Origin of the sequence: Kitasatospora sp. NPDC056531 (genome assembly GCF_042794375.1) — a bacterium.
In the GTDB taxonomy this organism is placed as follows: domain Bacteria; phylum Actinomycetota; class Actinomycetes; order Streptomycetales; family Streptomycetaceae; genus Kitasatospora.
Genome location: NZ_JBHTTU010000064.1, coordinates 1 through 24,812, shown reverse-complemented (window position 1 = coordinate 24,812; position 24,812 = coordinate 1). Strand labels below are relative to the sequence as shown.

The window sequence follows — 24,812 nt, the reverse complement described above, 5'->3', positions numbered from 1 at the left end:
GGAAGGCGAGGCGGCCTTTCGCGAGAGCCTTGCTCTTCAAGGACTGATGGATGTGACCCGACTTCGGGCGATCGTCTCCGTGCGCCTCGCCGTCGTGCTCAGCACCACCGGCCGGTCCCGCGAGGCGCTGCCGCTGTACCAGCAGGCGTTGGAGATCAGCCGTACCTATGGAGCTGACCTGGCCGAAGCCCGGATCCTGGCGAACATGGCCAGGGGCTTGGTGCAGTGCGATCAGCCCGAGGCGGGAGTCCGGTCGGCGCGAGCGGCGGTGGCGGCCGCCCGTACCACAGGCAGCGCGGCGGCCCTCGCGGATGCGCACTACCAGCTCGGTGTCGTGCTGGATGCGACCGGAGCGCCGGGCGAAGCCGTCGACCAGCTGTGCGAGGCGCTGACGCTGTTCCGATCCCAGCAGAACCGGCTCTGGGAGGGCTACTCGCTCGCGCGCCTGGCCGCCTGCCTGTTGGCCGCCGGTCGGAAGCCGGAGGCCGCCGAGGCCGCCGCCGAATCGCTCGCCATCGGGCGGGAAGCGGACGCGGCGTACTGCCAGGGCCTCGCCAGCGCGGCGCTCGGCGAGGCCCTGCTGCGGCTGGGCCAGTCGGCACAGGGGCTGGCCTGCCTTCAGGAGGCGGTCGGCGTGTTCGCCCGGACGAACTTGCGGGCGATGCCGGCGGCCTCGTCGCCGCCTGTGAACCGACGGGCCGCGCGCAGGCTCAGCTCCCAGCCCGGCGGCCACGGGTCGCGGTTTTCGGCGTGCAGTGCCGCCGGCTCCTCGGCGTACCGGACCTCGGCGTGCAGTCGCTGGAGCTCCTCCTCGGTGGTGGTCGTGGTCACGGCGGCCTTTCCCGGGTGGTCGTCGGTGAGGTGGCGAGGGGTCACAGCGCGGTCAGCTCGGTGAGGTCGGCGATCACCTCGGAGGCGATCACCGGGTCGAGCTCGGCGAAGGTCGGGAAGGTGCGGTTGCGGGTCCAGTAGTCGCCCGGGCGCCTGTCGAGCCACACCGTTTCCACCCGCTGCTCGGGGTAGGAGTCGAACATGCCGACGGCGATGCCGTCCTCCGGGGCGATCACCACGTAGAGGTCGGGCCCGACCCGGCGGGACAGCCACTGCTCGACGCCGTTGTCCTGGGGCTCGCCGCGCCGCCAGCCGCGCCGTTCCATTCCGACCAGCCGGGTGGTGGGCAGCACCGGACCGTTCTCGAAGCGGGTGAGGCGGTGGCCGGCCCGCTCCTCGTCGGTCAGCGCGTACACCGGGCGGCCGAGCTGGCGGAACGGCTGCAGGATCTCGTAGTCGGCGAACAGCCCCGACCAGTCGGCGAGGCCGTCGCCGAGCAGGAGCGGGTGCGCCAGCCGGACGGAGGCCGTGGCCGGCAGCGCGAACGCCTCGTCCCGGACGTCCGCCAGGGTGCGGTCCTCGGCGACGCGGAACGCCGTCACCGTGCCGTCCGTCTCGGACAGCCACACCAGGCGGCGCACCAGGTGCCACAGCAGCGGATGCCCGACGAAGAGCTGGTCGAACTCCTGCGCCGTCCATGAGCGTTGGGTGATCATCGCCTCCTCCAGGCGGCGGATCTGATCCCCCGCCACCGTGCGGACGTCCTTCTTCAGCGCGGCGAAGCGCTTGCGCTCGGCGGGCGCCAGCTCGGCGTCGTCCCGCGCCCCCGGGGCGGGCAGGTCCTTGCGGCGGGCGCCGGCCGCGTCCAGCACGTACGGCTTGAGCTGCTCGTCGAAGCCGACCGTGAACGTCCGGGTGCCGTAGTCGATGACGGTGGTCCCGTCGGCGTCCAGCCCGAAGTCCGGGACCAGGCGGTCGGACAGCTGCTCCCCGGTCAGGCCGAGACCGGCCGCCACCTCGGAGATCTTCTCCTGGGCCCGGGTCTTGAGCGCCTTGAACTTCACCCGCTGTGCGATGCCGTGCAGGTGCAGCAGGGCCACGTCGGTGCCGATGGCGGCCAGCACCTCCAGGCCGTCCACCGCACGGTGGTGGGCCCCCTCGCCCGGCCAGGCGCGGAGCACCGGCGTCAGCCGGCGGACCGTATCGTCGTCACCGAACCGGCCGAGCACGTGCAGCGCCCAGCCGTCCTGGGCGGGCATGCCGGCCAGCCGCCACTGCTCGAACACCTCCCAGCAGAACTCCGTCAACGACCGCGGCTCGCACAGCAGGGCCACCTCGTCGAGGCCCGGGTAGAACGCCCCGGGCGCGGACAGCGCGAGCATGGTGAGCACGTGCCGCACCGCCTCGGCGGGCAGGGCGCCCTCGCCGCCGCGCAGCAGCAGCTGCGGCAGCATCACCGGCTCCGTCCAGTCGCAGGGCGGGGGCAGCTTCGCCGGGAGCGCGGTCACCAGCGGGTCGGTCGACAGCAGTGCGCCCACGGCCTCCTCCGCCTTCGGCCCGTATTCGCCGGCCACCGCCCGCACCGCCGCCGCGCCGTGCGCCTCGGCGATCACCCGCAGGGCCTGCTCGGCGCCGTGCCGGGCCGGCCCGGTCTTCCCGAGCGCAGCGGGCACCAACAGCCGGGCCGCGTCCACGCCGTGCCGGGTGAACCAGGAACGCGCGGTGCTCCCGGCCGACTTGAGGCGCACCAGCCAGTCCGCCATGGTCTCGGCCACCCGGGCGTCCAGGTACGGAAGCAGCAGGGGCGCGTGCGTGGTCGGGTTCCCCGCCGCCGCGGCCTGGATCGGTTCGACGGCGTCCGTCCCGAAGCGGGCGGCGACCCGGCGCAGGGAGTCCCCGGCGTCCGAGATGCGCTCACCGGCGCGCCACTGTGCGAGCAGGGGCCGGGCCAACTCCTCGTCGCCGTAGGCGAACAGCGCGAGCTCGTTGTGCTGTTCGCCGTGCGACCGCGCGCCCTCGGGTTGCCCGATCCTGGCCCGGATCGTGGCCGCGACCCGCTGCCAGTCGTCGTCCGACCAACTCGTGTACCAGGGAGCGGAGTTCGCCGCCCACGCCTCGCGCTCACCCGGCAGCCACCGCATCTGCGGTTCCCGAGGCGCGCTGAGGCCGGTCAGCACGCGGGGCTTGCCGGCGGAGCGCGGCCGCGTCCACGGCGGGCTGATGAACAGCTCCGACAGCGAGTCGGGGCCGACCTCCGGCACCCGCTCGCCAAGGTCGGTGAGCGGCTCGACCAGGGCCGCCTGCTCCGGCGTCAGCTCCGGCAGCAGTTCGAGCGCGGTCTCGCGGTGGACGGCGACGTGGCCGGTGAGGAGCTGCCGGGCGAGCTGCTGCGCGGCCAGGTCGGTGGAGGCCGCCGCAGCCTCGGCGAGCAGGCGCAAGGCACGCCGGGGGAAACGGCGGAGACCGGCCATGAGGGCGGCGCGGGTGGACTTGATGCCGTCCTGCTGGGCCAGTAGCCCCCGGAAGCCCTCGTCGGAGGGGAGCTCGGCGAGCGCGTCCAGGATCCGCTTCTTGCCGTCCTTGTGGTGGTAGCTGGTGGTCAGGTCGTGCAGCATCACCGGTGCTGCGTCGCCGCCGAGGCCCTCCGCCACGGTCGCGATGATCTCGGTGGACCAACCGTCATAGCTCAGGCTCGGCAGCGGGGGGAGCTTCTCCAGCGGTTCCGCCGAGGAGAGCGAGCACAGCAACATCGACCACTCGACGGCGGCCAGACGGGAGCCCGACGCGACGCACTCCTCGACCCAGGCGGTCTCGGACGGCACCAGGTACGCCGCCACCACCAGGCGGGTCAGGCTGTTCCGGCAGCCCACCAGGGCCTCGACCGCCGCGCGGTGGGTCTCCTCGTCGCAGTCCGCCAGCAGCGACCGGACCCGGTCCGCGGCGGGACGGTACCCGCCGTGCCTCTGGTTGGCCCCGCGCCGGACGCGAGGGTGGACGGACCTCTGGTGGATCCAGTCGGTCTCGACAGCCGTCGTGAACAGCTCGACGGTCGCCCTGGCCGCGAACGGCAGGCCGAACTCCGCCACCCAGGCGTCCACGGCCACGCGGACCCCGTTGTTGCTGCGGTACGAGAACACGGAGGCGAGCACCGCCGCACCGAGCGGGTCCCGGCTGCCGGACTGGTGGGCGCGGGCGGCCGTGACCAGCTCCGGGTCACTGCGCTCCGAGGTGAGCGTCTGCTCCAGCCAGTCCCCCATCTGCCGCAGCCCGTCGCGGTACGAGGTCACCGGCTCCTTCCCCAGCGCGGACGGCTTCCGGGGAATGCCGCCCCGGCGCGGGATCAGGGCCCGACGCCAGGCGTCCGGCATGACGAAGACGTCCTCGTCCTCGTCCTCGGGACCGGGGGCCTCGGCCGTGGGCGCGGACACGCCGGGCTGCGCCACGGGCACCGGAATCGCTGCCGCATCGGGCTCCGTACCCGCCCCCGCACCGATCTCGTGGTAGCCCTTGCGCTCCTTCGCGGCGACCGCCTTGGCGAAGTGCGCCTGCGCCTCATCCACGGTCGGGAACGCCTTGACCTGCTCCCGCCCGTCCGTACCGGACCGCCCGTACCGCACGGTCACCGCGACACCGTCGACCGCGGCCTCCCAGAACTTGTCCGAGCCGCCCTCGACGAACTCCCAGCGCCGCACAGCCCCGCCCCTCTCCTCGCACTGATGATCAGGAGACGAACGTTAGCGAGTCCCACCGACAAGTCCCCGGCCGATCGCCCCCCCCGGCACTCACCTCCCCGCCGAAGTCACTGTGCGCCGGCGCTGCGTGCCTCAGCGAGCGGCGTACACGCCCTGGACGTATCGCCGGCGTCGATCAGTGACTGAAGCCACGCCTCGGCGTCGTCCTCCCGCGCGTCGGGGGTGTGGCTCGGGTAGAGGGCGTGGAACGCGGCCCGTATGCCGGGGCCATGCGGGCGCCATCGCCGCAGACGTAGACCTGGGCCCGGCTTCGAGCAGGGACCAGACCTCCTCGCCCTCCGCCGCGATGCGGTCCTGGACGAAGCGTGCGCCCGTCACCGGCGGGTCGAAGTAGGGAGGCAGGGGCTCGCAGGGAGCTCCTGAGGCCCTTGATCACTCCCGTGATGAGAGCGCACCTGGCCTTCGGGGGGCACGGCTCTGCGAAGGCCTGTGCGTACGCTGGCCGCCCGATCGTGACTTTTACAAACCGACGCGTTCCCGGAAAAGAAACTGACTTCCACTCAGAGAATGGCGATCACCGCGTGTGGCTCACCGACCGCCAGAGATGCCGATGTGGTCGGCCGCGGCGAAACGGCGGGCGTCGATCCGTGCGTCGAAGAGTGGATGACCGCTGCGGGCGACGCCGACCAGCCGCATCCGGGTGAGGGGCTGGGTGCGGATCTCCGGGTCCAGGTTTCCGAGGACGCCGAGTTCGACGTCCACCAGCCGGTTGAGACCCATCAGTGACGCTCTTGAGCTGCATTCTTACGACTGCGGCAATGATTAGGTGTCAATCTTTGCATTGTCACGGAATCCTGGCGTGCGGAGAGTGGGTGTGCTGGCGAAAGCGCCCGGCAACCCATACCGCAATCAAGGAATCCCGCTATGAAGCAGTCTCCCCGTGCCGGTCGTGAAGGCGATGTGCCGGCCCTGGTCGGCCAGAGCGGGCTGACGGTCTCGTTCTTCGACGCCGCGCCCTGCCGGGGCTCCTTCTCCTCCGAGGAGGGACCGGCCCCTGGAATCAAGGTCATCGACACCCGGACTACAGTCCGCGCCCGGCCTGACCTCCCCAAGAACCCATGACAGGGCATCAAGAACGGAAGATCATCCAGATGATCGTCATCACCGCACCCACCAGCACCATCGGCCGGCTGCTCGTCGACGACCTGCTCGACCGCGGGGCAAAGCTGCGCCTCGTCGCCCGCAACTCCTCGCGGCTCGCGCCCGAGGTGCGTGCGAGGGCCGAGGTCGTCGAGGGCTCGCACGGCGACGCCGCCGTCATCGACCGGGCGTGCGCCGGCGCCGAGGCCGCCTTCTGGCTCGCGCCCGATGACGGGAACGCGCCGAGCACCGAAGCCTCGTACGTCGACTTCACCCGCCCCGCGACCGCGGCGTTCGCCCGGCACGGCGTCGAACGCGTCGTGGCCATCACCGCGCTCGGGCGCGGAACGCCGCTGGCCGGCCACGCCGGCCTGGTGACCTCGTCGCTCGCGATGTGCGACCTGATCGCCGCAGCGGGCGTGGCGTTCCGGGCGGTGGCCTGCCCGTCCTTCATGCACAACCTGCTCAACCAGGTCCGTGCGATCAAGGAGCAGGGCATGTTCTTCATGATGACCGACCCGGACCTGAAGGCCCCCACCGTCGCCACCCGTGACGTCGCCGCCACCGCCGCGCGGCTGCTGCTCGACGACTCATGGGAGGGGGCCGGCCAGGTCGCCTGCCTCGGGCCCGAGGACCTGTCGCCCAACGACATGGCACGGATCATCTCCGAGGTCCTCGGCACCGAGATCGGCTACCAGCAGATCACGGGCGCGGCGTTCAAGGAGCGCATGGCCGGCTTCGGGATGACCGACGCGATGGCACAGGGCATGGTCGACATGTTCGACGCCAAGAACCAGGGCCTCGACAACGCCGAGGCGCGCACCGCGGAGTCGACGACCCCGACGACGTTCCGGCAGTGGTGCGAGGAGGTCCTCAAGCCGGCCGTGACGGCCTGAAATCCGCTGTCCACCGCGTCACTTCGCCACTGATCGCTCTGCGCCGGCATCACTCGTCGGAGCAGAGCGATCAGTGGCCGGAAGCCTCATGGGGTCTGACGAACATGTTCGTGGCGAGCTTGTTCGTGACGAACATGTTCGTTACCCTGGGCGGCATGAACTCCCGGAACCCCGCACCGCGCAGTCGCCGTGAGCGGCCCGCCAAGCCCGCCCTGAGCTACGAGGGAATCGTCGCCACCGCCGTCGGGGTGATGCGGGCCGAGGGGCTGCAGCGGGTCACGATGCGGCGCCTGGCCCAGGAGCTCGATACCGGTCCGGCCTCGCTGTACGTGTACGTGGCCAATACCGCGGAGCTCCACGCGGCGATCCTGGAAGAGCTGCTCGGCGCGGTCGACCTCGGTCCGGTCAGTGCGGCCGGCGACTGGCGCGACCGGCTCGCGGCGGTCCTCGGCTCCTACACCCGGGTGCTGTTCGAGCACCCCGGCCTTGCGCACTCGGCACTGGTGGCCCGGCCCTCCGGGCCGAACTACCTGGGGCTGGTCGAGGCGCTCCTCGAGCTCCTGCACGAGGGCGGGGTTCCCGACGCACAGGCCGCCTGGGGTGTGGATGTCCTGCTCCAGGTGGCCACCGCCACCGCCGCCGAGCAGTCCACGCGGGACCGCGAGATCGCCGCCGAGGACGAGCACAACGCGCTGGTGGACGCGCTGCGACAGGTCAGCGCTGAGACGTACCCGCGGATCGCGGCCCTCGGCGCCGACCTGGCCTCCGGAGCGCCTGAGCAGCGCCTGGCCTGGATCTTCCGCGCGGTTGTCAACGGTGTACAGGCCACCCCCCGGCAGCCGGACTGATCGCAGCCGGCGCCCCACACCGCGTCATCCCGTTCCCCGTCGTCGAATCCCGTCGAATCGAGGTACCACCATGGCCACCACGACGCACCACTCCATAGCCATCGTCGGTGCAGGCCTGGGTGGCCTCACCCTTGCCCGCGTCCTGTACGCCGGCGGAGTCGAGGCGGTCGTCTTCGACCTGGACGCCGACCGGCACGCCCGCACCCAGGGCGGAATGCTCGACATCCACGAGGAGTCCGGCCAGGCCGCCCTGCGCGCCGCAGGACTCCACGAGGACTTCCGCCGGCTGGTGATGCCCGGAGGGGAGGCCATGCGGGTCCTGGACCGGCATGCCACCGTCCGCTTCGAGGAGAGCGACGACGCCTCCTCGCACACCCGCCCCGAGGTCGACCGGGGCCGGCTGCGCGACCTGCTCCTCGACTCCCTGCCCGACGGCACGGTCCGCTGGGGCGCGAAGGTCACCGCGACCCGCACGCTCGCGGACGGCCGCCACGAGGTGACTTTGGCCGACGGTGCCGTGTTCACCACCGACCTGCTGGTGGGCGCCGACGGTGCCTGGTCGAAGGTCCGCCCGCTGGTGTCCGCCGCGGTTCCCGCCTACACCGGCGTGTCCGTCGTCGAGGGCGACCTGCTCGACGCCGACACCCGCCATCCGCAGGCGGCCGCGATCGTCGGCGGCGGCATGCTCTTCGCGCTCGGCGACGGCCAGGGCTTCCTCGCCCACCGTGAGTGGGACGGCAGCCTCCACGTCTACACCGCCGTCCGGACGTCGCCCACCTGGCTGGAGAGCATCGACTTCACCACCCCCGACGCGGCGAAGTCCGCGGTGCTGCAGCAGTTCCCCGACTGGCACCCGGGCCTGCGGGCGCTGGTCGCCGACGCCGACGGCCCGCTCGTGCCGCGGCCGATCGTCGCCCTGCCCGTCGGCCACCGCTGGGAGCACGTGCCCGGCGTCACGCTGCTGGGCGACGCGGCCCACGTCATGTCCCCGTTCGCCGGCGAGGGCGCCAACAACGCCATGCAGGACGCCGCCGAACTCGCCGGGGCGATCCTCGACCACCCCGGCGACACCGAGACCGCGCTCGTCCGCTACGAAGAGGCGATGTTCCCCCGCGCCGAGGCCGCCGCCGCCGATTCCGCCGCCAACCTCGCCCTGTGCTTCGCCGCCGACGCGCCCCAGGGCCTCGTCGACCAGTTCACCTCCCGCCAGGAACAGCCCGCGTGACCCGGCCGACCAGTCAGGAGCCCACCACATGACCACCCCGACTCCGACCCCGACCAGCCGGCAGGTGCCCCTGCGCCCCGGTGTCACCCTGGCCGTACGCGAGAGCGGGCACGGCGCCCCCGTCCTGCTCCTGCACGGCGGACCCGGCCCCGACAGCCTCACCCCACTCGCCGAGCACCTCGCCACCCGCCACCGCGTCCTGCTTCCCGTCCACCCGGGCTGGGACGACACCCGCCGCATCCCCGAGCTCACCACCGTGGGCGACCTCGCCGAGGCGTACCTGGAACTGATCCGGCAGCTCGACGCGCATCCGGCGGCCGTCGTCGGCAGCTCCTTCGGCGGCTGGATCGCCGCCGAGATGGCCCTGCGCGACACCGGCCGACACCTCGACCGGCTCGTCCTCATGAACGCCATCGGACCTGCCGTGCCCGGCCACCCGCTGTCCGTCCCCGGCCCGCCGACCGGCCCCAGCGACCCCAGCGGCAACTCGGCAGCGCCGCCCACCGCTGACGGCAAGAGCGAGGCGCCGCGCCGAGTCTCCTCGCCCGCCGGTCTGGCGGCGCTGCGCGCGTACACGGGGCCGACGATGCAGGACGAGGGCCTGCTCGGCCGCCTCAAGGACGCGGGCCGGCCCGTGCTGGTCGTGTGGGGCGAGGACGACACGGTCGTCAGCCCCGACTACGGCCGCACCTACGCCGCCGCCTTCCCCGACGCACGCTTCGTGCCCATCCCCGGCGGGGGCCACCTGCCCACCCGTGAGCAGCCGACCGCGACCTTCGCCGCCATCGACGGCTTCCTCTCCACGCCCGCAGCCCCGCACACGCCCAAACCCTAACGGGCGGCCCCAAAACCTGCTCGGACGCGTCGAATCCGCGTGAGAGCACCGGCAATTGGCCCCATTCCCGGGCCGGCTTCGACTTCATCGTGTCCGAGAAGTGCGGCGCCACCGGGGGGTGCGATCGGTACGCATCGGCGTACGGCGGCAGGGTCCTGGACATCGAGTACGGCGACGCCTCCTTCGCCAAGGCGTGTGGCGGCTGAAAGCCGACGATGTCCGTGGACCGGCGCGATCGCGACCTCACCGCCCCCCGGCGACTCGAAAGTATGTCTACCGGCAGTGCGCGTGACGCGACTACCGTGCCCGCTGTGCACACCATCCTGGCGAACGCGCAAGCGACGAAGCCGCGTTCGGTGACGCGGCGAGTAGCCGGTTGCCCTGGGGCGGGCACAACGCCCGTCCGGTGTCGGCAGCACCGCACTGTCTGGTGGACCGCCAGGCCGATCCATGCCATGAGCACCGCCCCCCGCCTTGACGGTCCGGGTCTGCCCGACCCGACGGGAGCCCGGCTGCGGACCCGGAAAGTTCCGTCACGCAGACGAGGAAGAGCGCACCGCCCCATGTTCGGACCGACGTGTCGTACTGATGGAACATCAGTGCCGCCTTGACGATGAGGAGCCCTGACGGTGACGAAGAAACGCGGCTTCGACGGGACGTTTGTCTTCGATATGACGGAATCGGGCGGCGCGCAGTTCGGCTTCGACCTCTTACGCGGCAGCTGGGAAGCACAGGTGGGCGAGGCGTATCCCGCACCCGCCTTCACGACCGGGGCTGCGGGCGACTTCCGGATCAGCGTGCGTGCCGTCAAGGTTCACGACTTGGTGATCGCCGATGTCCGCAGCGAATCGCTCATCGGCGCCAACAGCGGCACCCCTGGTGACCACGACGATCGGGTGCTGGTGCCCGTGGCCCGGCACCGCTTACGGAGTTTCAGCAGGCCTCGGGACAGTGAGGTAGTCGTGCGGGCGGGGAACGTCGTGTTCCAGCGCGGCGGCCTGCCGGCCTCGGAGGAGGCCGGGCGCACGTCGGCGAGGGTGCTGATCACGCCGGCGTCGGTGCTGGCACCGCTTATCCGTGACCGGCTGGTCACCGGCTCGGCGGCATCGGCTGAGGCGCGGCTGCTCCTGGCCCACATGAGCCTGGTCGCCGAGAACTTCGCGGGCCTCACACCGGTCGGCGCGCGGGCCGCGCACGACGCTCTGGTCGAGTTGGTCAAGGGGGTGCTGAGGGGGCGGGCCGACAGCACCGAGCCCGAACTGACGCTCGTACTGGCCCAGGCAGCGAAGGAACTGGTGGACCGGCGAGTCGCCGACGCGGAGCTCTCCCCGTCGATGCTGGCCCGCGAACTCAACGTTTCCTTACGGACCCTGCACCGGGCCTTCGCCGCGGCCGGCGAAAGCGTCGCCGCCTACGTCCGTCGCCGCCGGCTCGAACAGGCCCGAAGCCAACTGGCCGAGCCGACAGGCCAGTCGAGCGTCTCGGAGATCGCCGCCCACTGGCACTTCGCCGACAGCAGCCACTTCATCCGGGCCTTCAAGCGCCAGTACGGCCAGACACCCGGTGAGTTCGCCCGTGAGGCCGGCGGCCAGGACGCGAGCAGTGAGGCCGCTCACCGCCAGGCCGCCCTGCCGCTCCCGTTCCCGTCCATTGGCGTCGACGTGCGGCGCGGGGCTGACGTCCGCCGAGAACCACCCGTTCCTCGTCCGGGTCATGAGTCGCCATCGGATGATCCCGCTGTGTCGTGGCGCTGATGTTCTGCTTGCCTGGCACTGCCGTACAAGCCCGCGCGGTGCCGTCCGACCTAGCGTGAGCAACCAGAGGCAACGGCCTGCGTCCCGCCCCGAACCCGATGGATCGGCCAGGCCCCATACCTGCGATGACACGGGCAGGGCCCGGATGAACCGGACCCCGCCCCACATCGTCACGAACGAGAGGACTCCCCGTGCGCATCCCCCGGCTCATCGCCGCCGGCGCCCTTGCCGGAAGCCTGTTGCTGCTCACCGCGCCGGCCCACGCCGCCACCACCCAGACAACCGCCGTCACCGCCTACGGCTACAACGACAACGACGACGGCAACGGCAACTCCGGCACCGCGCGGATCTCGTATCCGCAGATCCACACCCAGGCGACCGAAGGCAGCGGCAGCTACGACGACCCGACCACCTTCGCCACCGACCCCGGCGAGCATGCGCCCGGCACCATCATCTACGTCCCCCACCTGCAGAAGTACTTCATCATGGAGGACGGCTGCGTGGCGTGCTCCGCGGACTGGCAGAACGGTGTCCGGCACGTCGACCTGTGGATGGGCACGGCCGCCGCGCAGCCCGAACCGGCCCTGGCCGACTGCGAGAACTACGTCACCCGCTCCTCCGTCGACATCCTCGTCAGCCCGGACCCGGGCCTGCCCGTGGACACCACCCCGATGTTCACGGACGGCCAGTGCACGGCCGTCATCCACTGACGCCTGACCAGTTCGGCGGCGGGGCAGGTGAGGCGCTGCCGAAGGTGCGCCCCACCGGATCCCGAACGGACCCGAGAAGCGCCTGAACAGCCGAGCGCGGGGACGCGCCCGGTCATCCCCCTGGAGTGGATCCATGCTCTCACGACGCACCTTCCTCGCCGCCTCCGCAGCCGCGCTCACCACCCCGGCCCGGCTGCCCCGGCTCGCCCCGCCGACCGCCGCCGCCGTGCCCCTGCCGATCACGCTGCGGAACAACTCCGGTTCCGGCGCGGCCGTCTACGCCTACATCTCCGGTGCGGACACCGGAGGTTGGCCCGGCTTCGTCGGACCGGACGGAGCCTTCGCCCGGCTGCCGAGTTCTTCCTCGCCCCTCACACCCGCGCCCGACTACTCCATCGCGCTCGGCCCGTCCGGCAGTTCCACCACGCTCACCCTGGCCGATCACGTGATCGGCGGCCGCGTCTGGTTCTCGGTCGACCGGAAGATCCAGTTCTTCGTCAACCCACCCGGCGACAACGGAGTTCCCGGCCTGGTCCAGCCCGGGTTCACCGGCTCCGACCCCAACTGGCTGACCGACTGGACGTTCTGCGAGTTCACCTACGACAGCGCGAACCTCTACGCCAACATCAGCTACGTCGACCTCGTCGCCTCCCCCATCTCCCTGCAGACGACCGGCAGCGCCGGCCCGCAGAGCGTAAGCCCGCTCCCCGCCGGTGCCCTCGGCTCCATCGCCTCCGGACTCATCGCCCAGCACGCGAGCGACGGCGCCCCCTGGGACACCCTGGTCGCCGCCGGCAGCGACGGAGCCGTGCTCCGCGTCCTGTCCCCCGTGCACTCCAGCGTCGATTTCGGCGGGTACTGGACCCCATACCTCGACCAGGTGTGGAGCCGCTTCGCCGGCACCCCACTGACGATCGACACCCAGTCCGTGGGGACGTACACCGCCACGGTCTCGGGCGGCGTGCTGACCTTCGCGGGTCTGGACGACCACGGCGTGGCCTTCACGGTGCCGAGCGCCGCCGACATCTTCGGCTGCAACAGCGGACCGCTGTACAACTCCGGCGGCGACGCCCGCGCCGCCGTGGCCGCCCGCCTGGGCGCCGCGCTGAACCGGAGCACCCTGCTGCTCGCCGGCGGCGAGAACCAGCCCGACGGCGTCACGGCCGCGCAGTACTACCCGGACGCGATCACCAACCACTACGCCCGGCTCGTCCACCAGTACGCAACCGCCGGCTACGCCTTCCCCTACGACGACGTCGGCCCCACCGGGAGCGCCCCCGTCGACGGACACCTGCAAGACCCCGCGCCGACCTCCTGGACCGTCTCGCTCGACTGACCCACCGTCCGGCCGTCTCGTCGTCCGCTCATCCGGCGTCGATGACAGTGGAACCGTGCTCGGGACCGCCCGGTAGGGGAGCGGCCGCCGCGCGTTCACCGGCCGGAGGATCAGAGGAGTCGATGACGCGCCCACCCCGAGCAACGACCGGTGCGACCGCCGCGGCCGTCGCGGCGGTGACGGCGCTGTCCCCGGTCACGGGGTGCGCGCCGAGCGCCTCCACGGCGAACGAGGGCAGCCCGGGTCCGACGGCACGCGCCTCCACGGCCGGCGTGACGTCCGGCTCGGATACGGCGACTCCGCCTTCACCAAGGCGTGCGACGGCTGGAAGTCGACGCTGTCCGTGGTCCGGCGCGATCGTGACCTCACCGCCCCGGGCGACTCCAAGTACGTCTACCGGCAGTGCCCGTGACGTGGTCACCCCGCACGGTCGGCCGGTGGCGCCGATGTTCCGCCGGCCTGGCACTGCCGTACAAGCCCGCGCGGTTCCGTCCGACCTAGCGTAGGCAACCAGGGGCAACAGCGCGCCGCCCACCATGAGTTCGGGCGGATCGACCCAAGTTGCCTTGTTCTCACTGATGTGACGGTCCATCGGTCAATGGTGGACCGTCAATCGATCCAAGAGGAGACCCTCGATGCGCATCGGTACCTCCCTGAAGCGACTGTGCACCGCCGCCACCGTCGGCGTGGTGCTGCTGGCCGTCCCCACCGCCGCCTCGGCGGCCACCCCCGACGTGGTCACCGAGACGGCGACCGGCGGCGGCAGCCAGTCCTTCGCCCTCACGATCGACGACGGTCCGAGCCCGTCCTGGACGCCCCAGGTGCTAGACGTGCTGAAGGCGCACGGCGTGCACGCGACCTTCTGCATGATCGGCGACCACGCCGCGGCCTACCCGGACCTGGTCCAGCGGATAGCCGCCGAGGGGCACCGGCTGTGCAACCACACCATGCATCACATCAACCTCACCACCCAGTCACCGGACCAGCAGCGGGCCGACATCCAGGCCGCCTCCGACACCATCCACGCGGCGGTCCCGGGCGCCAGCATCGACTACTTCCGCGCACCGGAAGGCGCCTGGACCGCCGACGCGACCCAGTACGCCGCCCAGCAGGGCATGCAACCGATCGGCTGGTCGGTGGACACCGAGGACTGGCGCACGCCGGGCGTCGACACCATCTTCCAGAACTACAAGCGGGAGTTCAGCGGCGGCGGCGTGATCCTCATGCACGACGGCTCCCAGGAGAACGACCGCAGCCAGAGCGTGACGGCCATGGACCAGATCCTCAGCGACCTGGCCAACAACTCCTTCGTCGACGACTTCCCGGCCGTGCGCTGACCACCCGACACCGGCCACCTGCTTTCGGGCACCCGCAGGGCCCGCACCTCTCGAGCGGCTCCGGGCCTCGGGCCTCGCGCGCACCGCGGGTCCCGAGGCTCTGAGCGGCTGAGCCCTGGTCCGTCCGGTCCCGCCGACACGATCACCACTCCCGAACTCACCACAGAGGAAGACCATGCCCCGATCGAACCGCATACGCCGGTGGGCCGGCAGCCTGCTCGCCGCCGGGTCACTCACCCTTCTTGCCGCTGGCCCCGCCTCGGCCGACGTCCCGTTCGACCAGCCCATCGACGGCACCGCGACCTACTACAACGACGCCGGCTTCGGAGCCTGCGGCACCCCCATCAATGCCGCCACGGACCTGTTGGTCGCCGTTCCCACCGCCTACTGGACCGCGGCCAACCCGAACAGTGACCCGCTCTGCCAGGGCGTCTCGGTGCAGGTGACGTACAACGGCACCACCATTTCCGTCCCCGTCGCCGACAAGTGCCCCACCTGCGACCCCGCCCACATCGACCTCAGCGCCCCCGCCTTCCAGCAACTCGCCGACCCCGCCGTCGGCGTCGTCAACGTCACCTGGTCCTTCGTCCAGAGCAACGGCGGTTGACCACCGTCGAGACAAGCTCGTAGCACCCCGCCCGGTTCGCCGCACGCACCACCCGCAGGTCCGTCCGGGCCCGGCGGTACCGGGCAGGCTCCAGGCTGCCCGTCCTGCTGCTCACGGCGCTGGACGCCGTCGCCGAGCGGGTGGCCGGTTTCGAGCACGGCGCCGACGACTACCTCGTCAAGCCGTTCGCGTTCGCCGAACTGACCGGCCGGGTGCGGGCGCTGTGCCGCCGGGACCAGGCCGCGCGGCTGCCCGAGCCGCGGGTCGGCGACCTGGAACCGTGCGTTCCCCGCCGCCGGGTGCGGCGCGCCGGCGTGCTGCTCACCCTGACCGCGAAGGAGTTCGCGGTCCTGGTCTGGCCATCGTGCGTTGGGTGGCCGAACTCCACGGCGGAACGGCTCGGTTGTTCGAAGCCCCCGGAGGCGGGACCGTGGCCGAGCTGTGCCTGCCGGAGCGGACGAACTCGTCATGCGGCAACCGCGCCCACCTGCGCAAGTGCCGCATCAACGATCCGGTGGGCGGTCGCCCAGACGGCGAGGCGATGAACGGTACGGGTGCTGGTCGTGACGAGCACCGCCTCGGTCGCGCTGCGGACATCGTCCGGGCTCGACCGCGTTTTCCGGGTCGGCGGCGATCTGGTCGTGGCCGGCGCCGGCCGTCTCCAGGACGATCGGCCTGCGCTCGGCGCCGGTGAGGTTGGGCAGAGTGCCGAAGGTCACGGCGTCATCTCCGTCGGGGTGGTTCGGGTGGGTGGCAGCTGCTGCGGGATCGGTGCGCCCGGGGCGGCGAGGTGGAACAGCAGCCTCGCTCCGAGCCGTTCCGCCTGGCCGGTCCCGATGACCAGCACGAGGTCGCCCTCTGCGGTTGTCTCGAAGATCCGCTGCTCCGGGCCGGGTTCGCACGGTCCGGAGCGGACGCGGTGGACGGCTCCTGCTCCGAGCGCCTGGCGGGCGGCCTGCTCGACAGCGTCCAGCGGATCGGGCACGAGGTGGGCGGCAAGCGGGGTACTGACCGGCAGCAGCATCGCGTGGTCGGCATCGCCGAGAGCGGCGCCGAGTTCGGCGGCGTGTGCGCTGGTGCGGGCGATGCCGTCCGGCTCCAGGACCACGACCAGCGAGCCCTCGGTGAGCATCCGGGCGGCCGTGACGTCCTGGGCGATCTCGCGCGGGTGCCGGGCACGGGAGTCCACCACGGTGATGCCGGACTGCGTGCCAACCGTGGCCAGCGAACGCTCGACGCCGCGGAAGGCGCCGGCTCGTTCGGCGAGGGCCCGCGGGTCCTCGCCCAGGACCAGGGCGGTGGCGATGGCGGCGCACACGGCCAGGGCGTGGTGGCGGCCGGTGACCGGGAGGACGAAGGCGTGGTCCGTCCCCTCGTGTCGCAGGGTGACGCGGAAGTCCTCGCCGGTCCAGCGGGGCCTCGTGATCCACACGGTGTCGGCCGGGTCGGTGCCGACGGTGACCACATGCGGTCCGGGCCGGTCGCCCAGGCGCTCGCGCAGGATCCTCACGCCGTTGTCCCAGCTGGGCAGGACGACGGTGCTGGCGCGGCGGGCGAGGCGCTCGGCGGCGTCGAGGCCGGCGATGTTGTCCCCGTAGTGCGGGGCGTTCGCGCCGGTGGACAGGATGAGCGCGGCGGCGAAGTGGGGCTCGTGGTCGAGGAAGTGCGGTGCGGGGCGGTGCTGCCAGGCGCCGGGCGGAGCGGCTTCGTGGGTGGCGGTGTCCGGGCAGAAGTCCGCGACGATGCGGCCGTCCCCGGCGTGGCCGGCGCTGCCGCCGCCGGCCGGGGCGTTCAGGACCCAGCCCGTCCGGCCGTCATCCAGCACGGCGGCCAGGGCGGCTGCCGCGCTCGCGGTGCTGTGACTGCCCGCCACCGCCACCGCCTCGGACCCCGCCTGGGCACAGATGGCCATGAGCGCGACGGCACGGCCGAGAATCGGCAGCCGCAGCATCTGGGCGTGGTCGAGCTCGGGATGCGCCCCGGCGAAGACACCCGACCACACCACGGCCGTCCGGTCGGTGCGCACGTGCTCAGGCTTGAAGCCCACCCGCACCTGGACGCCGACAGCTCTCAGCGCGGCCACCGCCGGGCTGTCCCGGTCGGCCTCGGGAACGCTGCCGGTGACGTCGGCGCCACTGTCGGCCAGCCACAGGGCCAGGCCCTCCATGCCGGGAGCGGCGACATCGACCAGGTGCACGGCCCTCAGCAGATCGGGCACGGCAGACGTGGCCGGGCCCGCGACGGGGCGGCTGTCAGGGTGGGTGGTGGTGTCCATCATGGTCTCCAACGGGAAGTCAGTGGAAGGAACTTGGGGCACCGATCCGGGCGCCCGGCATCAGGGTGGACCGGGTGCCGACCCGGGCGCCCTCGCCGACCTCGACCGCGCCCAGGTGCGGCAGGTCGCCGTCCAGCCACCAGCCGGCCAGGTCGACCATCAAATGCCATTCCGTGCCGGGTCTGATCTGGAGTTCGATCTCACGAGGGTCAGATGCCGATCTGAGCGCCGTACGGCGGGCTGACGTAGGAATCCGGCGGGTAAGAAGCTGGTCTCGTATCCGATGAAAGGCAGTGGCTGGGGTCGGGGGAAGGCCTGTCCTCGTGATCGCAGGTGCCGTCCGTGGCCCTTGCGCCGTGATGGGGGTTTCCGGCCTGCGGTACGCCGCTGAGCGTATAGGCATAACGACGTCAAGATCCGATGGCGGCATATGCCCTAAGGGATTGCTAAGGATTCGCTCAGTCTCGTCCGTGGCCTGCAAAGGCGCTCGCTGGGGCAAGACACTGCACGTCAGGGCCGATGTGGTGGTGGCTGCGACGTCCTTGTCGCCATGAAGTGGATCACCGGAAGTGTCTCGGAAATGTCAGCCGTGCCTGTCGGACCGGGTGAGCACTCTCCTGAATGAGCAAAACCTTATGTGTCGTTTAGGAATGGCGCTGAACGGAGCATCGGGCGTGTGGATCTCCTAGCATCCATGTCACCAGCGACCGATCTGCCGGGCCGTCAGCCCGTAACCGTCCTGGCCGTCCATCGCCGGAGAACGACCACGATTGCGATCCCCCTGTCGGCAATCCCCTCCTCCTTCCTCCCCCGACGGGGCATCCGCCGCGCCGGTGCCTCCTTCAGGAGTACTGACATGAAACACGATCGATTTCACCATCGCGCCCGCGGCCGAAGCCGCAAGGTGATGGCGCTCAGCCTCGGCCTGGGCAGCGTGCTCACCGCCGGTGCCGCCGCTCTGGGGTTCGGATTCAACGGCAACGTCCTGACCATGGCCGGGCAGACCGCCGCCGGAAAGTGCGTCGGGGGCACCCCGGGCGGCCAGCCGTTCGGGCAGTTCGCCTACTGCAACGCTCCCGCCTTCTTCACCGCGGCGAATGCGGCCGACAAGGCCGGCAAGCTGAAGATTCCGGCGCTGGGTACCGCCAAGGACGGCAAGCCCTGTCCGACCACCCGCGACTACGGTGTCGTTGACCAGGACCAGAGCGACAACGTCACCTCCGAGTACCTGGCGACGGCGAAGGGTACAACGGCGCAGAAAACCAAGAAGAACTCCGCCGCGTTGAGCGGGGGGATGAAGACGATGCAGCCCACCGCGTTGCTGAACGGCAGTGACAACCTGCTGCTCGACAACTTCATCGACCCCGCCCTCGGCTGCACCCCGTGGACCGCCCCGGACCTCGCCGACCCGGGCAGCAACGTCACCTCGCTCGCGCTGAACGAGCTGCAGGCAGCCAAGTTCCAGGCCTCCCCGATCGCCCTGGTCCCGCTCAGCGACCCCATGGTCCAGGAGAGCGGCAAGCAGAACCCGGCCAAGGTCAACCTGTACCGCGCGGGCGTGGACCAGCCGCCGCTGGGCGCCGCCGCCAACGGTGACTCGGCGGCGTACTGCACCGGCATGACCACAGTCGGTGCCCGACGTATCGCCCTCGACAGGCAGTTCACCACCGCTGCGACCTCGCCGCAGGCCGGGCAGAACCTCTTCGACTTCCTCAGCCAGCGCTACACCGCCTCGCTCAGCAGCCTTGGCTGCCAGCAGCCCGCCCCGACCCCGACCCCGACCCCGAGCACCGCACCGGCTCCGACCGGCAAGCCGACCCCGAGCATGAGTGGCAAGCCCACCGCGAACCCGAGCCCGAGCATGAGCGGCAAGCCCACCGCGGTTCCCACGGTGCCCACCAAACCCATGGTCCCGACGAACACGAGCGCCATGCCCACCACGCCCGTCAGCCAGTTCCCGCCCTGCTGCAACGCAGGGCAGTAGGACCAGCCGCCAGGCCCGGTCCATTCGCCTGGCGGCACCCCTGCTCGTCACCCCGGACGAGCTGCCGGGGTGACGAGCAGCCAGGGCGATCGCGTCGGCGCCAGGCGAGGCCGGCGTGTTGCCGGCCACCAGCGCCGCACCTGCCAGCGGCATAACAGCAAAGAGAGTTGTGCCAATGCACTCCAGACCACGATGTCAGCGCTGCCGTTTCGACGGGCCCGGCACCGGCCACATTTGCAAGCCACAATCCGACGCCCCGTTCCCGCCGGACTCCCGCCTCGATCTGCGCATCCCGCCGTACCTCCTGGAACTCGATGCGCCGGAGACGGGAACCGAGGCGGAGACGGCCGTGCTCCCGGTCATCGGTGAACTGGATCCGTCCGCCGAGCGCCGCGCCGGTGATTCTGGTCCCGGAAGACGCCGACAACCACAGTCGTCCGGGGCTACCGCCCGCCGGCTCACCCGCAGGACGGTGCTGATCGTCGCGCTGGCCTTGACGGTGGGGGTGGTCCTGTACACGCAGATATCGGGACTGACCGCGCCGGCCGGCTCCGGGGACGGGACGGCGGTGGCCATCCCCGGTGGCTCGCTCGGGCAGAACGATTTCTCGCTCTCGCCGTTCGCGTCGTCCTCCCCGAGCGGCGCGCCGTCCCCGCAGCCGGCCGGTAGCACACAGGGCTCCGTCGCGCCGACGCCGGCGGGCACCACGCCGAGTCTCGCCGTACCGGCGCCGGCGGGCACCACACCGGGCTCCGTCGCGTCGGCGCCGGTCGGCACCATTCGCTCGGCCCCGCCCGTAGCCCCTGCCGCCCAGGAGCTGGTGGACGCCGCGTCCGGCAACTGCCTGACGGCTGGCCCGGACGGCAGCCTGCAGATCTGGCCCTGCGACAGGCGTGCGACGCAGCAGTGGACCCGTACCGCCGCCGACGAACTGCGCACAGCCAACAGTACGCTCTGCCTTGCTCCCGCACAGGACTTGGGGCAGGACGGCACCCGGGTGATGGCCATCCTCTGCACCGGATCGGACAGCCAGAAGTGGACCGTGCGTCCGGACGGCAATCTGGCCAACGCCAGATCCGGGCTGTGCCTGGACGTACTTGAGGGATACCGGGCCAACGGCACCCCGCTCCAACTGTGGACCTGCCCCGGCCCGGCCAGCCGGGCCTAACAACGCCGTTACAGCACAACGCCGTTGGCAATCGGTTCCGGCACGTCCCGAGGCACGGCGAAGCCAGGGGTGAGCGATCCCTCAGCGGAACCGAATGTTCCACGGAGGCGGTGTTTCGGAGAATGGACAGGCCTTGGCGTCGGTCCCAGTCAGCCCGGCTCTGAGGGTTTTCCGTACCGGGCGCGCGGTTTCCCCTAGTTCCGCCCTCGCGGTCCGTCTGGCAGGCGGACTCCGGGCTTCACGCCCCTGGCGCACGCCGCGCCGCCGGCCCCCGACTTCCCGCCGTTCCACGGCGGCTCCTCGCGTCCCCGACCCGCACAGTGAGGATCATTCCATGAACGACATGACCGACCCCGCCGGGGAAGCCGCCCCGGAACGAACCGCCGAGCCGAGCTGCACGGTCCGCCCGCTCTGGGAATACGTCGCCGAAGTCGGCGCCCCCGCGGCGGCATCGGCCGCCGAAGCGATGCGGCGGGTCGCCACCGACGAAGCGGTGAGCCGCCGGCCGGGGTACCGTAGCCGCCCGGTGGCCTCGACCCACGACACTCCTGGCGCCGTGGCCAGCGCCCATGACGGCACGCCGGCGTCGCCGTTGCCCGGCGTGGTCGTCGAACCGCCGTTCCCGGCACCGGCGGTGGTGGACGGGCCGGTAGCGCTGGCCTCTCCGGAGAGCGGCATCCCGGCCCGGTTTGCGGCCGTTGAGGCGGTTCTGCGCTCGGTCGAGCAGACAGCCGTGCCGACGTCGAGCGACGGCGAGAACGCGTACCGGCCGACCACCGCTCGATGACCGGCCGGCGGGCGCCCCCGCGCTCGACCCCCGACAGCAGCAGACGTACCCGCAGCCGTACCCACTCCAGGAGCACGATCGGGTCCATCGAGCGGCGTGTTCCGGCTGTCGGGACGACGCCCACTCCTTCGCGATCGGCAGGCCCCGCCCAGGATTCGGATCGATGCACTGTCGATCGCGTCCGTACCGCCACCTCCTTCGGCGTCCGACGACAAAAGGATCAACGTATGCCCAGAACACTGAACAGACATCAGTCCCGGCTCGACAGAGGCCGGGTGGCCACGTTCAGCCTGACCCTCGGTGGGCTGCTCGCCGTCGGCGCGTCCCTGCTGAGCGTCTCCTTCGCCGACACCGTCCCCGTCGCGGCCCCGCCCGCCCCCTCCGACCCGGACTGCACGCTCACCGTGCCCGACGCACCACTCACCGCCCGCGGGTTGGCCACTCCCTATGTCCTGACGGCCACCGAACCCGCCAAGGGCCCCTGCCACGAGAGCAACTCGCACCAGGCGGTCTTCGTGCAGGCCACCGTGCTCGACCCGGACACCGGAACGGTCTTCGTTTACAACCCGTTGGTGACCGACAAGGGCAGCGAGCCCGCCGTCGCCCCGGTTCTGCCCAAGCTGCCCGAACACGCCGTCGTCGGCATCTGGTTCAGCTTCGACGGCAATACCCTCACCCTGGCCGGCCACGCCGCCGCCGGCAAGTGCGCAGGCCGGTCGCCGATGCAGCCGTTCGGCCAGTTCGCCTCCTGCAATGCCGCCGAGTTCTTCAGCTCTGCGTGGTCCGCGCAGAGCGCCGGTCGGCTCGTCGTGCCGCCGCTGGGTACGGCCCGTGACGGCCGCCCCTGCCCGACCACCCGCGACCTGGGCATCGTCGGGCAGGACCACGACGGCAACGTGACCACCGAGTACCTGATCACCGCACGCGGTGCGACAGCACAGCGGACCGCCGCCACCACCGGCCGACTGTCCGGTTCGACCGTGGCACGCAGCGCCGTCGCGCCGCCCACCGGCAGCGACAACCTGCTGCTCACGAACTTCATCGACCCGGTGCTCGGCTGCACCCCGTGGACGGCTCCCGACCTGGCAGACCCGGGCAGTAGGGTCACCTCGCTGGCCCTGAACGAGCTCCAGGTAGCCAACTTCAAGGCATCCTCCGTGGGCCTGGCCCCGCTCACCGGAAGCCCCACCGGCCCGCCGCCCGTGGGAGGCAAGGACCGGACCCGGCAGTTCCCCGCTGACGGCAACCCGCCGCCGGCCGATCACGCCACAACCGCCGACCTTCGCACCTACTGTCAGTCCCTCGCCACCGTGGACACCCAACGGCTCCTACGGGACAAGGAGTTCACGGGCAAGGCCGCCTCGCCGCAGCCCGGACGCACGCTGTTCGACTTCCTGAACCAGCGGTTGGCCGACTCCTTCACCGGCCTCGGCTGCCGCCAGGTCCTCGCGCCGGCCCCCAGCCCGACAGCCGGCGGAATGCCGACCGCCACTCCCAGTCAGGCAGCCGGCGGAATGCCGACCGCCATGCCCAGCCAGATCCCGTCGGCCTTCGGCAACCACTTCTGAGCTTGCTGTTCAACCTCGCTGGTCATTCGACCTGCTGAGATCCCCGGGAACCGGGGACAGGCGACGCGGCCGTTCTCCACGCTTCGAGATGTCCGGTAACGAAGTACGAGAGAACGGCCGTTGCGTGTGCGTCTCCCAGCCGACGAGATGCTGGTCGTCGTGGACTCCGGCTACGACGTCGCTGGCGGTGAGCTTGTCGAAGGAGTCCCGCAGCTTCGGTTCGCTGTTGGACGGCCCTTTGTGTACGCCACGCCGCCTGCGATCCGCGGGCAGTCCGGCCGTGCCTCGGCGCGCGGTGCCGGTGTCCGGGTCCCTGGTCAGCCCATGGTGAAGAGGAAGCTGTCGGAGTTGTAGTAGTTCGGCAGGTGCATCAGAACTGATCCCGGGTGCGGTGGATTCGCCTTCGTCCAGTCTTGGGGGCCCAGGAGGTGCGCGGGATAGTCGCTGGAGGGGACCGGTGGAACGAACAGGAGGCGGAATGCGGCTGCCTGGGCGTCCGGAGCGAATCGCCAGAGTTGCTCGGCTGTATCGGATCGGCAGGCCGTGAGGGTGACAGTGACACTGTTTCCGCCCGCGGTGGTGCCGTCGAGACATGTCCCGGTGCCGGTGTTGCGCAGTTGGTAGGTGTCCTGTCCGGCCGGTAGCCGCTGCCAGCGCTGGGTGGCCTGGCCGTTGCACGGCTGGAGCTGAAGCGGGCCGGCGGTCTGTGCGGCGGTCGTGAGGCCGATGCAGAGCTCCGAGCCGTGGTTGACGAGCGGAAGCCCTGCGGCGACCGGTTGCGTGGGTGAAGGGGTGGTGTTGGTGGGCGTGGCAGTCACCGGTTGGGTGGGCGATGGGGAGGTGCCAGTGGGAGCCGCGGCTGAGGTGGAGGCGGTGGGCGGAAGGGAGGACATCGCGGCCGAGCCGACTTCCGGGGGTGCATCGTCGAAGCCGTTGGTCGGCAGCGACCTGCCGGGAGCGGGCAGGGTCGGGGCGTCGACCGGCTGCGGGTGTTCTCCGGCCCTCTCCACTGTGGTGAGGAGCAGGCCGGCGATGGCGAGTGCGGCCATGGCACCGGCGCTTGCCGCGGCGAGGGGTACGAGCAGGCGCCAACCGGTTCGGCCGTCGGTGCGTGCCGCTCGGGGCAGGCGCCGGCTCCTGTCGTGGGCGACGGGGTTGGGATCGTCGGATTTCGAATCGATGGGCGTCGGGTCCTGGGGCTCCTGCTCGGGTGCGAGGGCCATGGCCGATGGCGATGCGGCCTCCTGGTGGCGGTTCGTCGGCCGGGTGGCGCTGGGTTTGTCCGGCTGTCGGCTGCCCGGGAGCCGGTGTGCGGAATCAGTTTCCGGGATCGTCGCGGTCCCCGAATGTGGCATCTTCACTCCTGAGCATGCCGGTGGGAAGGCAAGTGGTCGGACAGTCACTGCTCGGCCCGCCGCGAGGGCGGGGCCGGGCGCTGCGGGCCGGCCGGAGAATGCCGTAGGTGAGGCACCCCGTGCGGCGCCGTGACCAGTGGATTCAATGGCGGACGTTCCCCGGGGGGATCTCCGGACCCGGCGCCGCCGAGGTCCACCGGTGGCGACCTTGGTGGGAAGGGGAATTTACCAGCTGGTAGCGATCGGCAAAAGGTGATGATCAATCAGTGTGCGAATTATCTGTGAGACGCTCCGTCAGCAACGGGTTCATTCGGGTCTGTTTTCGAGCTGCGTGTGGAATGGGGTCGAGCCTTGCTGCGTCCCGGTCCGTCAGCCGTGTCGGCCGCGCGGCTTCTGCGCTCCCCGACGGCGGTTGCGCCAACGGCGGCCGAGGGGTCGGCGCTCCTGGGCCGCCAGTGCGAGGT

General features: G+C 71.4%; 22 protein-coding genes and 1 pseudogene. 17 read left to right on the top strand and 6 right to left on the bottom strand.

Annotated elements, in window-relative coordinates; translation table 11 throughout:
- Window positions 1-52 precede the first annotated feature (52 nt).
- Complete coding sequence (locus ACFQ87_RS33785; protein ID WP_380614721.1) at window positions 53-895, top strand: hypothetical protein; 843 nt, start codon at window positions 53-55, stop codon at window positions 893-895.
- Here the strand turns inward: ACFQ87_RS33785 and ACFQ87_RS33780 are convergent.
- Window positions 873-4,523, bottom strand: a complete 3,651-nt coding sequence (locus tag ACFQ87_RS33780; protein WP_380614720.1) for a DUF4132 domain-containing protein — start codon at window positions 4,521-4,523, stop codon at window positions 873-875. The genes ACFQ87_RS33785 and ACFQ87_RS33780 overlap by 23 nt on opposite strands.
- A gap of 588 nt (window positions 4,524-5,111) precedes the next feature.
- Complete coding sequence (locus ACFQ87_RS33775; RefSeq protein ID WP_380614719.1) at window positions 5,112-5,303, bottom strand: hypothetical protein; 192 nt, start codon at window positions 5,301-5,303, stop codon at window positions 5,112-5,114.
- 144 nt (window positions 5,304-5,447) lie between these two features.
- Between ACFQ87_RS33775 and ACFQ87_RS33770 the strand changes: the two genes are divergently transcribed.
- The 12 genes and pseudogenes from ACFQ87_RS33770 to ACFQ87_RS33715 all read left to right on the top strand — a co-directional run bounded on the left by ACFQ87_RS33770 (window position 5,448) and on the right by ACFQ87_RS33715 (window position 15,211).
- On the top strand, window positions 5,448-5,645 hold the full coding sequence (locus ACFQ87_RS33770; RefSeq protein WP_380614718.1) for a hypothetical protein: 198 nt from the start codon (window positions 5,448-5,450) through the stop codon (window positions 5,643-5,645).
- Between the two features lie 29 nt (window positions 5,646-5,674).
- Window positions 5,675-6,559 (top strand): NAD(P)H-binding protein, encoded by an 885-nt coding sequence (locus ACFQ87_RS33765; RefSeq protein ID WP_380614717.1) that lies wholly within the window; start codon window positions 5,675-5,677, stop codon window positions 6,557-6,559.
- Window positions 6,560-6,714: 155 nt separating this feature from the next.
- Window positions 6,715-7,407 (top strand): TetR/AcrR family transcriptional regulator, encoded by a 693-nt coding sequence (locus tag ACFQ87_RS33760; RefSeq protein WP_380614716.1) that lies wholly within the window; start codon window positions 6,715-6,717, stop codon window positions 7,405-7,407.
- A gap of 70 nt (window positions 7,408-7,477) precedes the next feature.
- Window positions 7,478-8,632 carry an FAD-dependent oxidoreductase gene (locus ACFQ87_RS33755; protein ID WP_380614715.1) on the top strand — a complete coding sequence of 385 codons (1,155 nt, stop codon included), beginning with the start codon at window positions 7,478-7,480 and terminating at the stop codon, window positions 8,630-8,632.
- A gap of 28 nt (window positions 8,633-8,660) precedes the next feature.
- The gene (locus ACFQ87_RS33750) at window positions 8,661-9,467 is read left to right on the top strand and encodes an alpha/beta fold hydrolase (RefSeq protein WP_380614714.1); all 807 of its coding nucleotides are present in this window, start codon (window positions 8,661-8,663) and stop codon (window positions 9,465-9,467) included.
- Between the two features lie 41 nt (window positions 9,468-9,508).
- A pseudogene (locus ACFQ87_RS33745) lies at window positions 9,509-9,673 on the top strand (endo alpha-1,4 polygalactosaminidase); the annotation flags it as partial.
- A 423-nt stretch (window positions 9,674-10,096) separates the two neighbouring features.
- Window positions 10,097-11,221: a helix-turn-helix domain-containing protein gene (locus tag ACFQ87_RS33740; protein WP_380614713.1), complete on the top strand. Its 1,125-nt coding sequence runs from the start codon at window positions 10,097-10,099 to the stop codon at window positions 11,219-11,221.
- Window positions 11,222-11,412: 191 nt separating this feature from the next.
- On the top strand, window positions 11,413-11,931 hold the full coding sequence (locus ACFQ87_RS33735) for a hypothetical protein (RefSeq protein WP_380614712.1): 519 nt from the start codon (window positions 11,413-11,415) through the stop codon (window positions 11,929-11,931).
- A gap of 133 nt (window positions 11,932-12,064) precedes the next feature.
- A complete protein-coding gene (locus ACFQ87_RS33730; RefSeq protein ID WP_380614711.1) occupies window positions 12,065-13,267 on the top strand; it encodes a beta-1,3-glucanase family protein in 1,203 nt (400 codons plus the stop codon).
- Between the two features lie 202 nt (window positions 13,268-13,469).
- Window positions 13,470-13,679: a hypothetical protein gene (locus ACFQ87_RS33725; protein WP_380614710.1), complete on the top strand. Its 210-nt coding sequence runs from the start codon at window positions 13,470-13,472 to the stop codon at window positions 13,677-13,679.
- A gap of 223 nt (window positions 13,680-13,902) precedes the next feature.
- Window positions 13,903-14,604, top strand: coding sequence for a polysaccharide deacetylase family protein (locus ACFQ87_RS33720; RefSeq protein WP_380614709.1), 702 nt, complete (start codon window positions 13,903-13,905; stop codon window positions 14,602-14,604).
- A gap of 175 nt (window positions 14,605-14,779) precedes the next feature.
- Window positions 14,780-15,211, top strand: a complete 432-nt coding sequence (locus ACFQ87_RS33715; protein ID WP_380614708.1) for a cysteine/serine endopeptidase inhibitor — start codon at window positions 14,780-14,782, stop codon at window positions 15,209-15,211.
- Window positions 15,212-15,714: 503 nt separating this feature from the next.
- On the opposite strand, the gene ACFQ87_RS33710 is transcribed toward ACFQ87_RS33715, so the two are convergent.
- The 3 genes from ACFQ87_RS33710 to ACFQ87_RS33700 are packed head-to-tail and all read right to left on the bottom strand — an operon-like array spanning window position 15,715 to window position 17,646.
- On the bottom strand, window positions 15,715-15,930 hold the full coding sequence (locus tag ACFQ87_RS33710) for a hypothetical protein (protein WP_380614707.1): 216 nt from the start codon (window positions 15,928-15,930) through the stop codon (window positions 15,715-15,717).
- Window positions 15,927-17,486, bottom strand: a complete 1,560-nt coding sequence (locus ACFQ87_RS33705) for a Mur ligase domain-containing protein (RefSeq protein ID WP_380614706.1) — start codon at window positions 17,484-17,486, stop codon at window positions 15,927-15,929. The genes ACFQ87_RS33710 and ACFQ87_RS33705 overlap by 4 nt, the downstream gene beginning before the upstream one ends.
- A 19-nt stretch (window positions 17,487-17,505) precedes the next feature.
- Window positions 17,506-17,646: a hypothetical protein gene (locus tag ACFQ87_RS33700; protein WP_380614705.1), complete on the bottom strand. Its 141-nt coding sequence runs from the start codon at window positions 17,644-17,646 to the stop codon at window positions 17,506-17,508.
- Between the two features lie 747 nt (window positions 17,647-18,393).
- On the opposite strand from ACFQ87_RS33700, the gene ACFQ87_RS33695 reads away from it, so the two are divergent.
- From ACFQ87_RS33695 to ACFQ87_RS33680, 4 genes are all read left to right on the top strand, one after another.
- Complete coding sequence (locus tag ACFQ87_RS33695) at window positions 18,394-19,470, top strand: hypothetical protein (protein WP_380614704.1); 1,077 nt, start codon at window positions 18,394-18,396, stop codon at window positions 19,468-19,470.
- 472 nt (window positions 19,471-19,942) lie between these two features.
- Complete coding sequence (locus ACFQ87_RS33690) at window positions 19,943-20,638, top strand: ricin-type beta-trefoil lectin domain protein (protein WP_380614703.1); 696 nt, start codon at window positions 19,943-19,945, stop codon at window positions 20,636-20,638.
- 343 nt (window positions 20,639-20,981) lie between these two features.
- The gene (locus ACFQ87_RS33685; protein WP_380614702.1) at window positions 20,982-21,425 is read left to right on the top strand and encodes a hypothetical protein; all 444 of its coding nucleotides are present in this window, start codon (window positions 20,982-20,984) and stop codon (window positions 21,423-21,425) included.
- 227 nt (window positions 21,426-21,652) lie between these two features.
- On the top strand, window positions 21,653-22,993 hold the full coding sequence (locus tag ACFQ87_RS33680) for a hypothetical protein (protein ID WP_380614701.1): 1,341 nt from the start codon (window positions 21,653-21,655) through the stop codon (window positions 22,991-22,993).
- 317 nt (window positions 22,994-23,310) lie between these two features.
- On the opposite strand, the gene ACFQ87_RS33675 is transcribed toward ACFQ87_RS33680, so the two are convergent.
- The gene (locus tag ACFQ87_RS33675) at window positions 23,311-24,042 is read right to left on the bottom strand and encodes an RICIN domain-containing protein (RefSeq protein ID WP_380614700.1); all 732 of its coding nucleotides are present in this window, start codon (window positions 24,040-24,042) and stop codon (window positions 23,311-23,313) included.
- Window positions 24,043-24,812 lie beyond the last annotated feature (770 nt).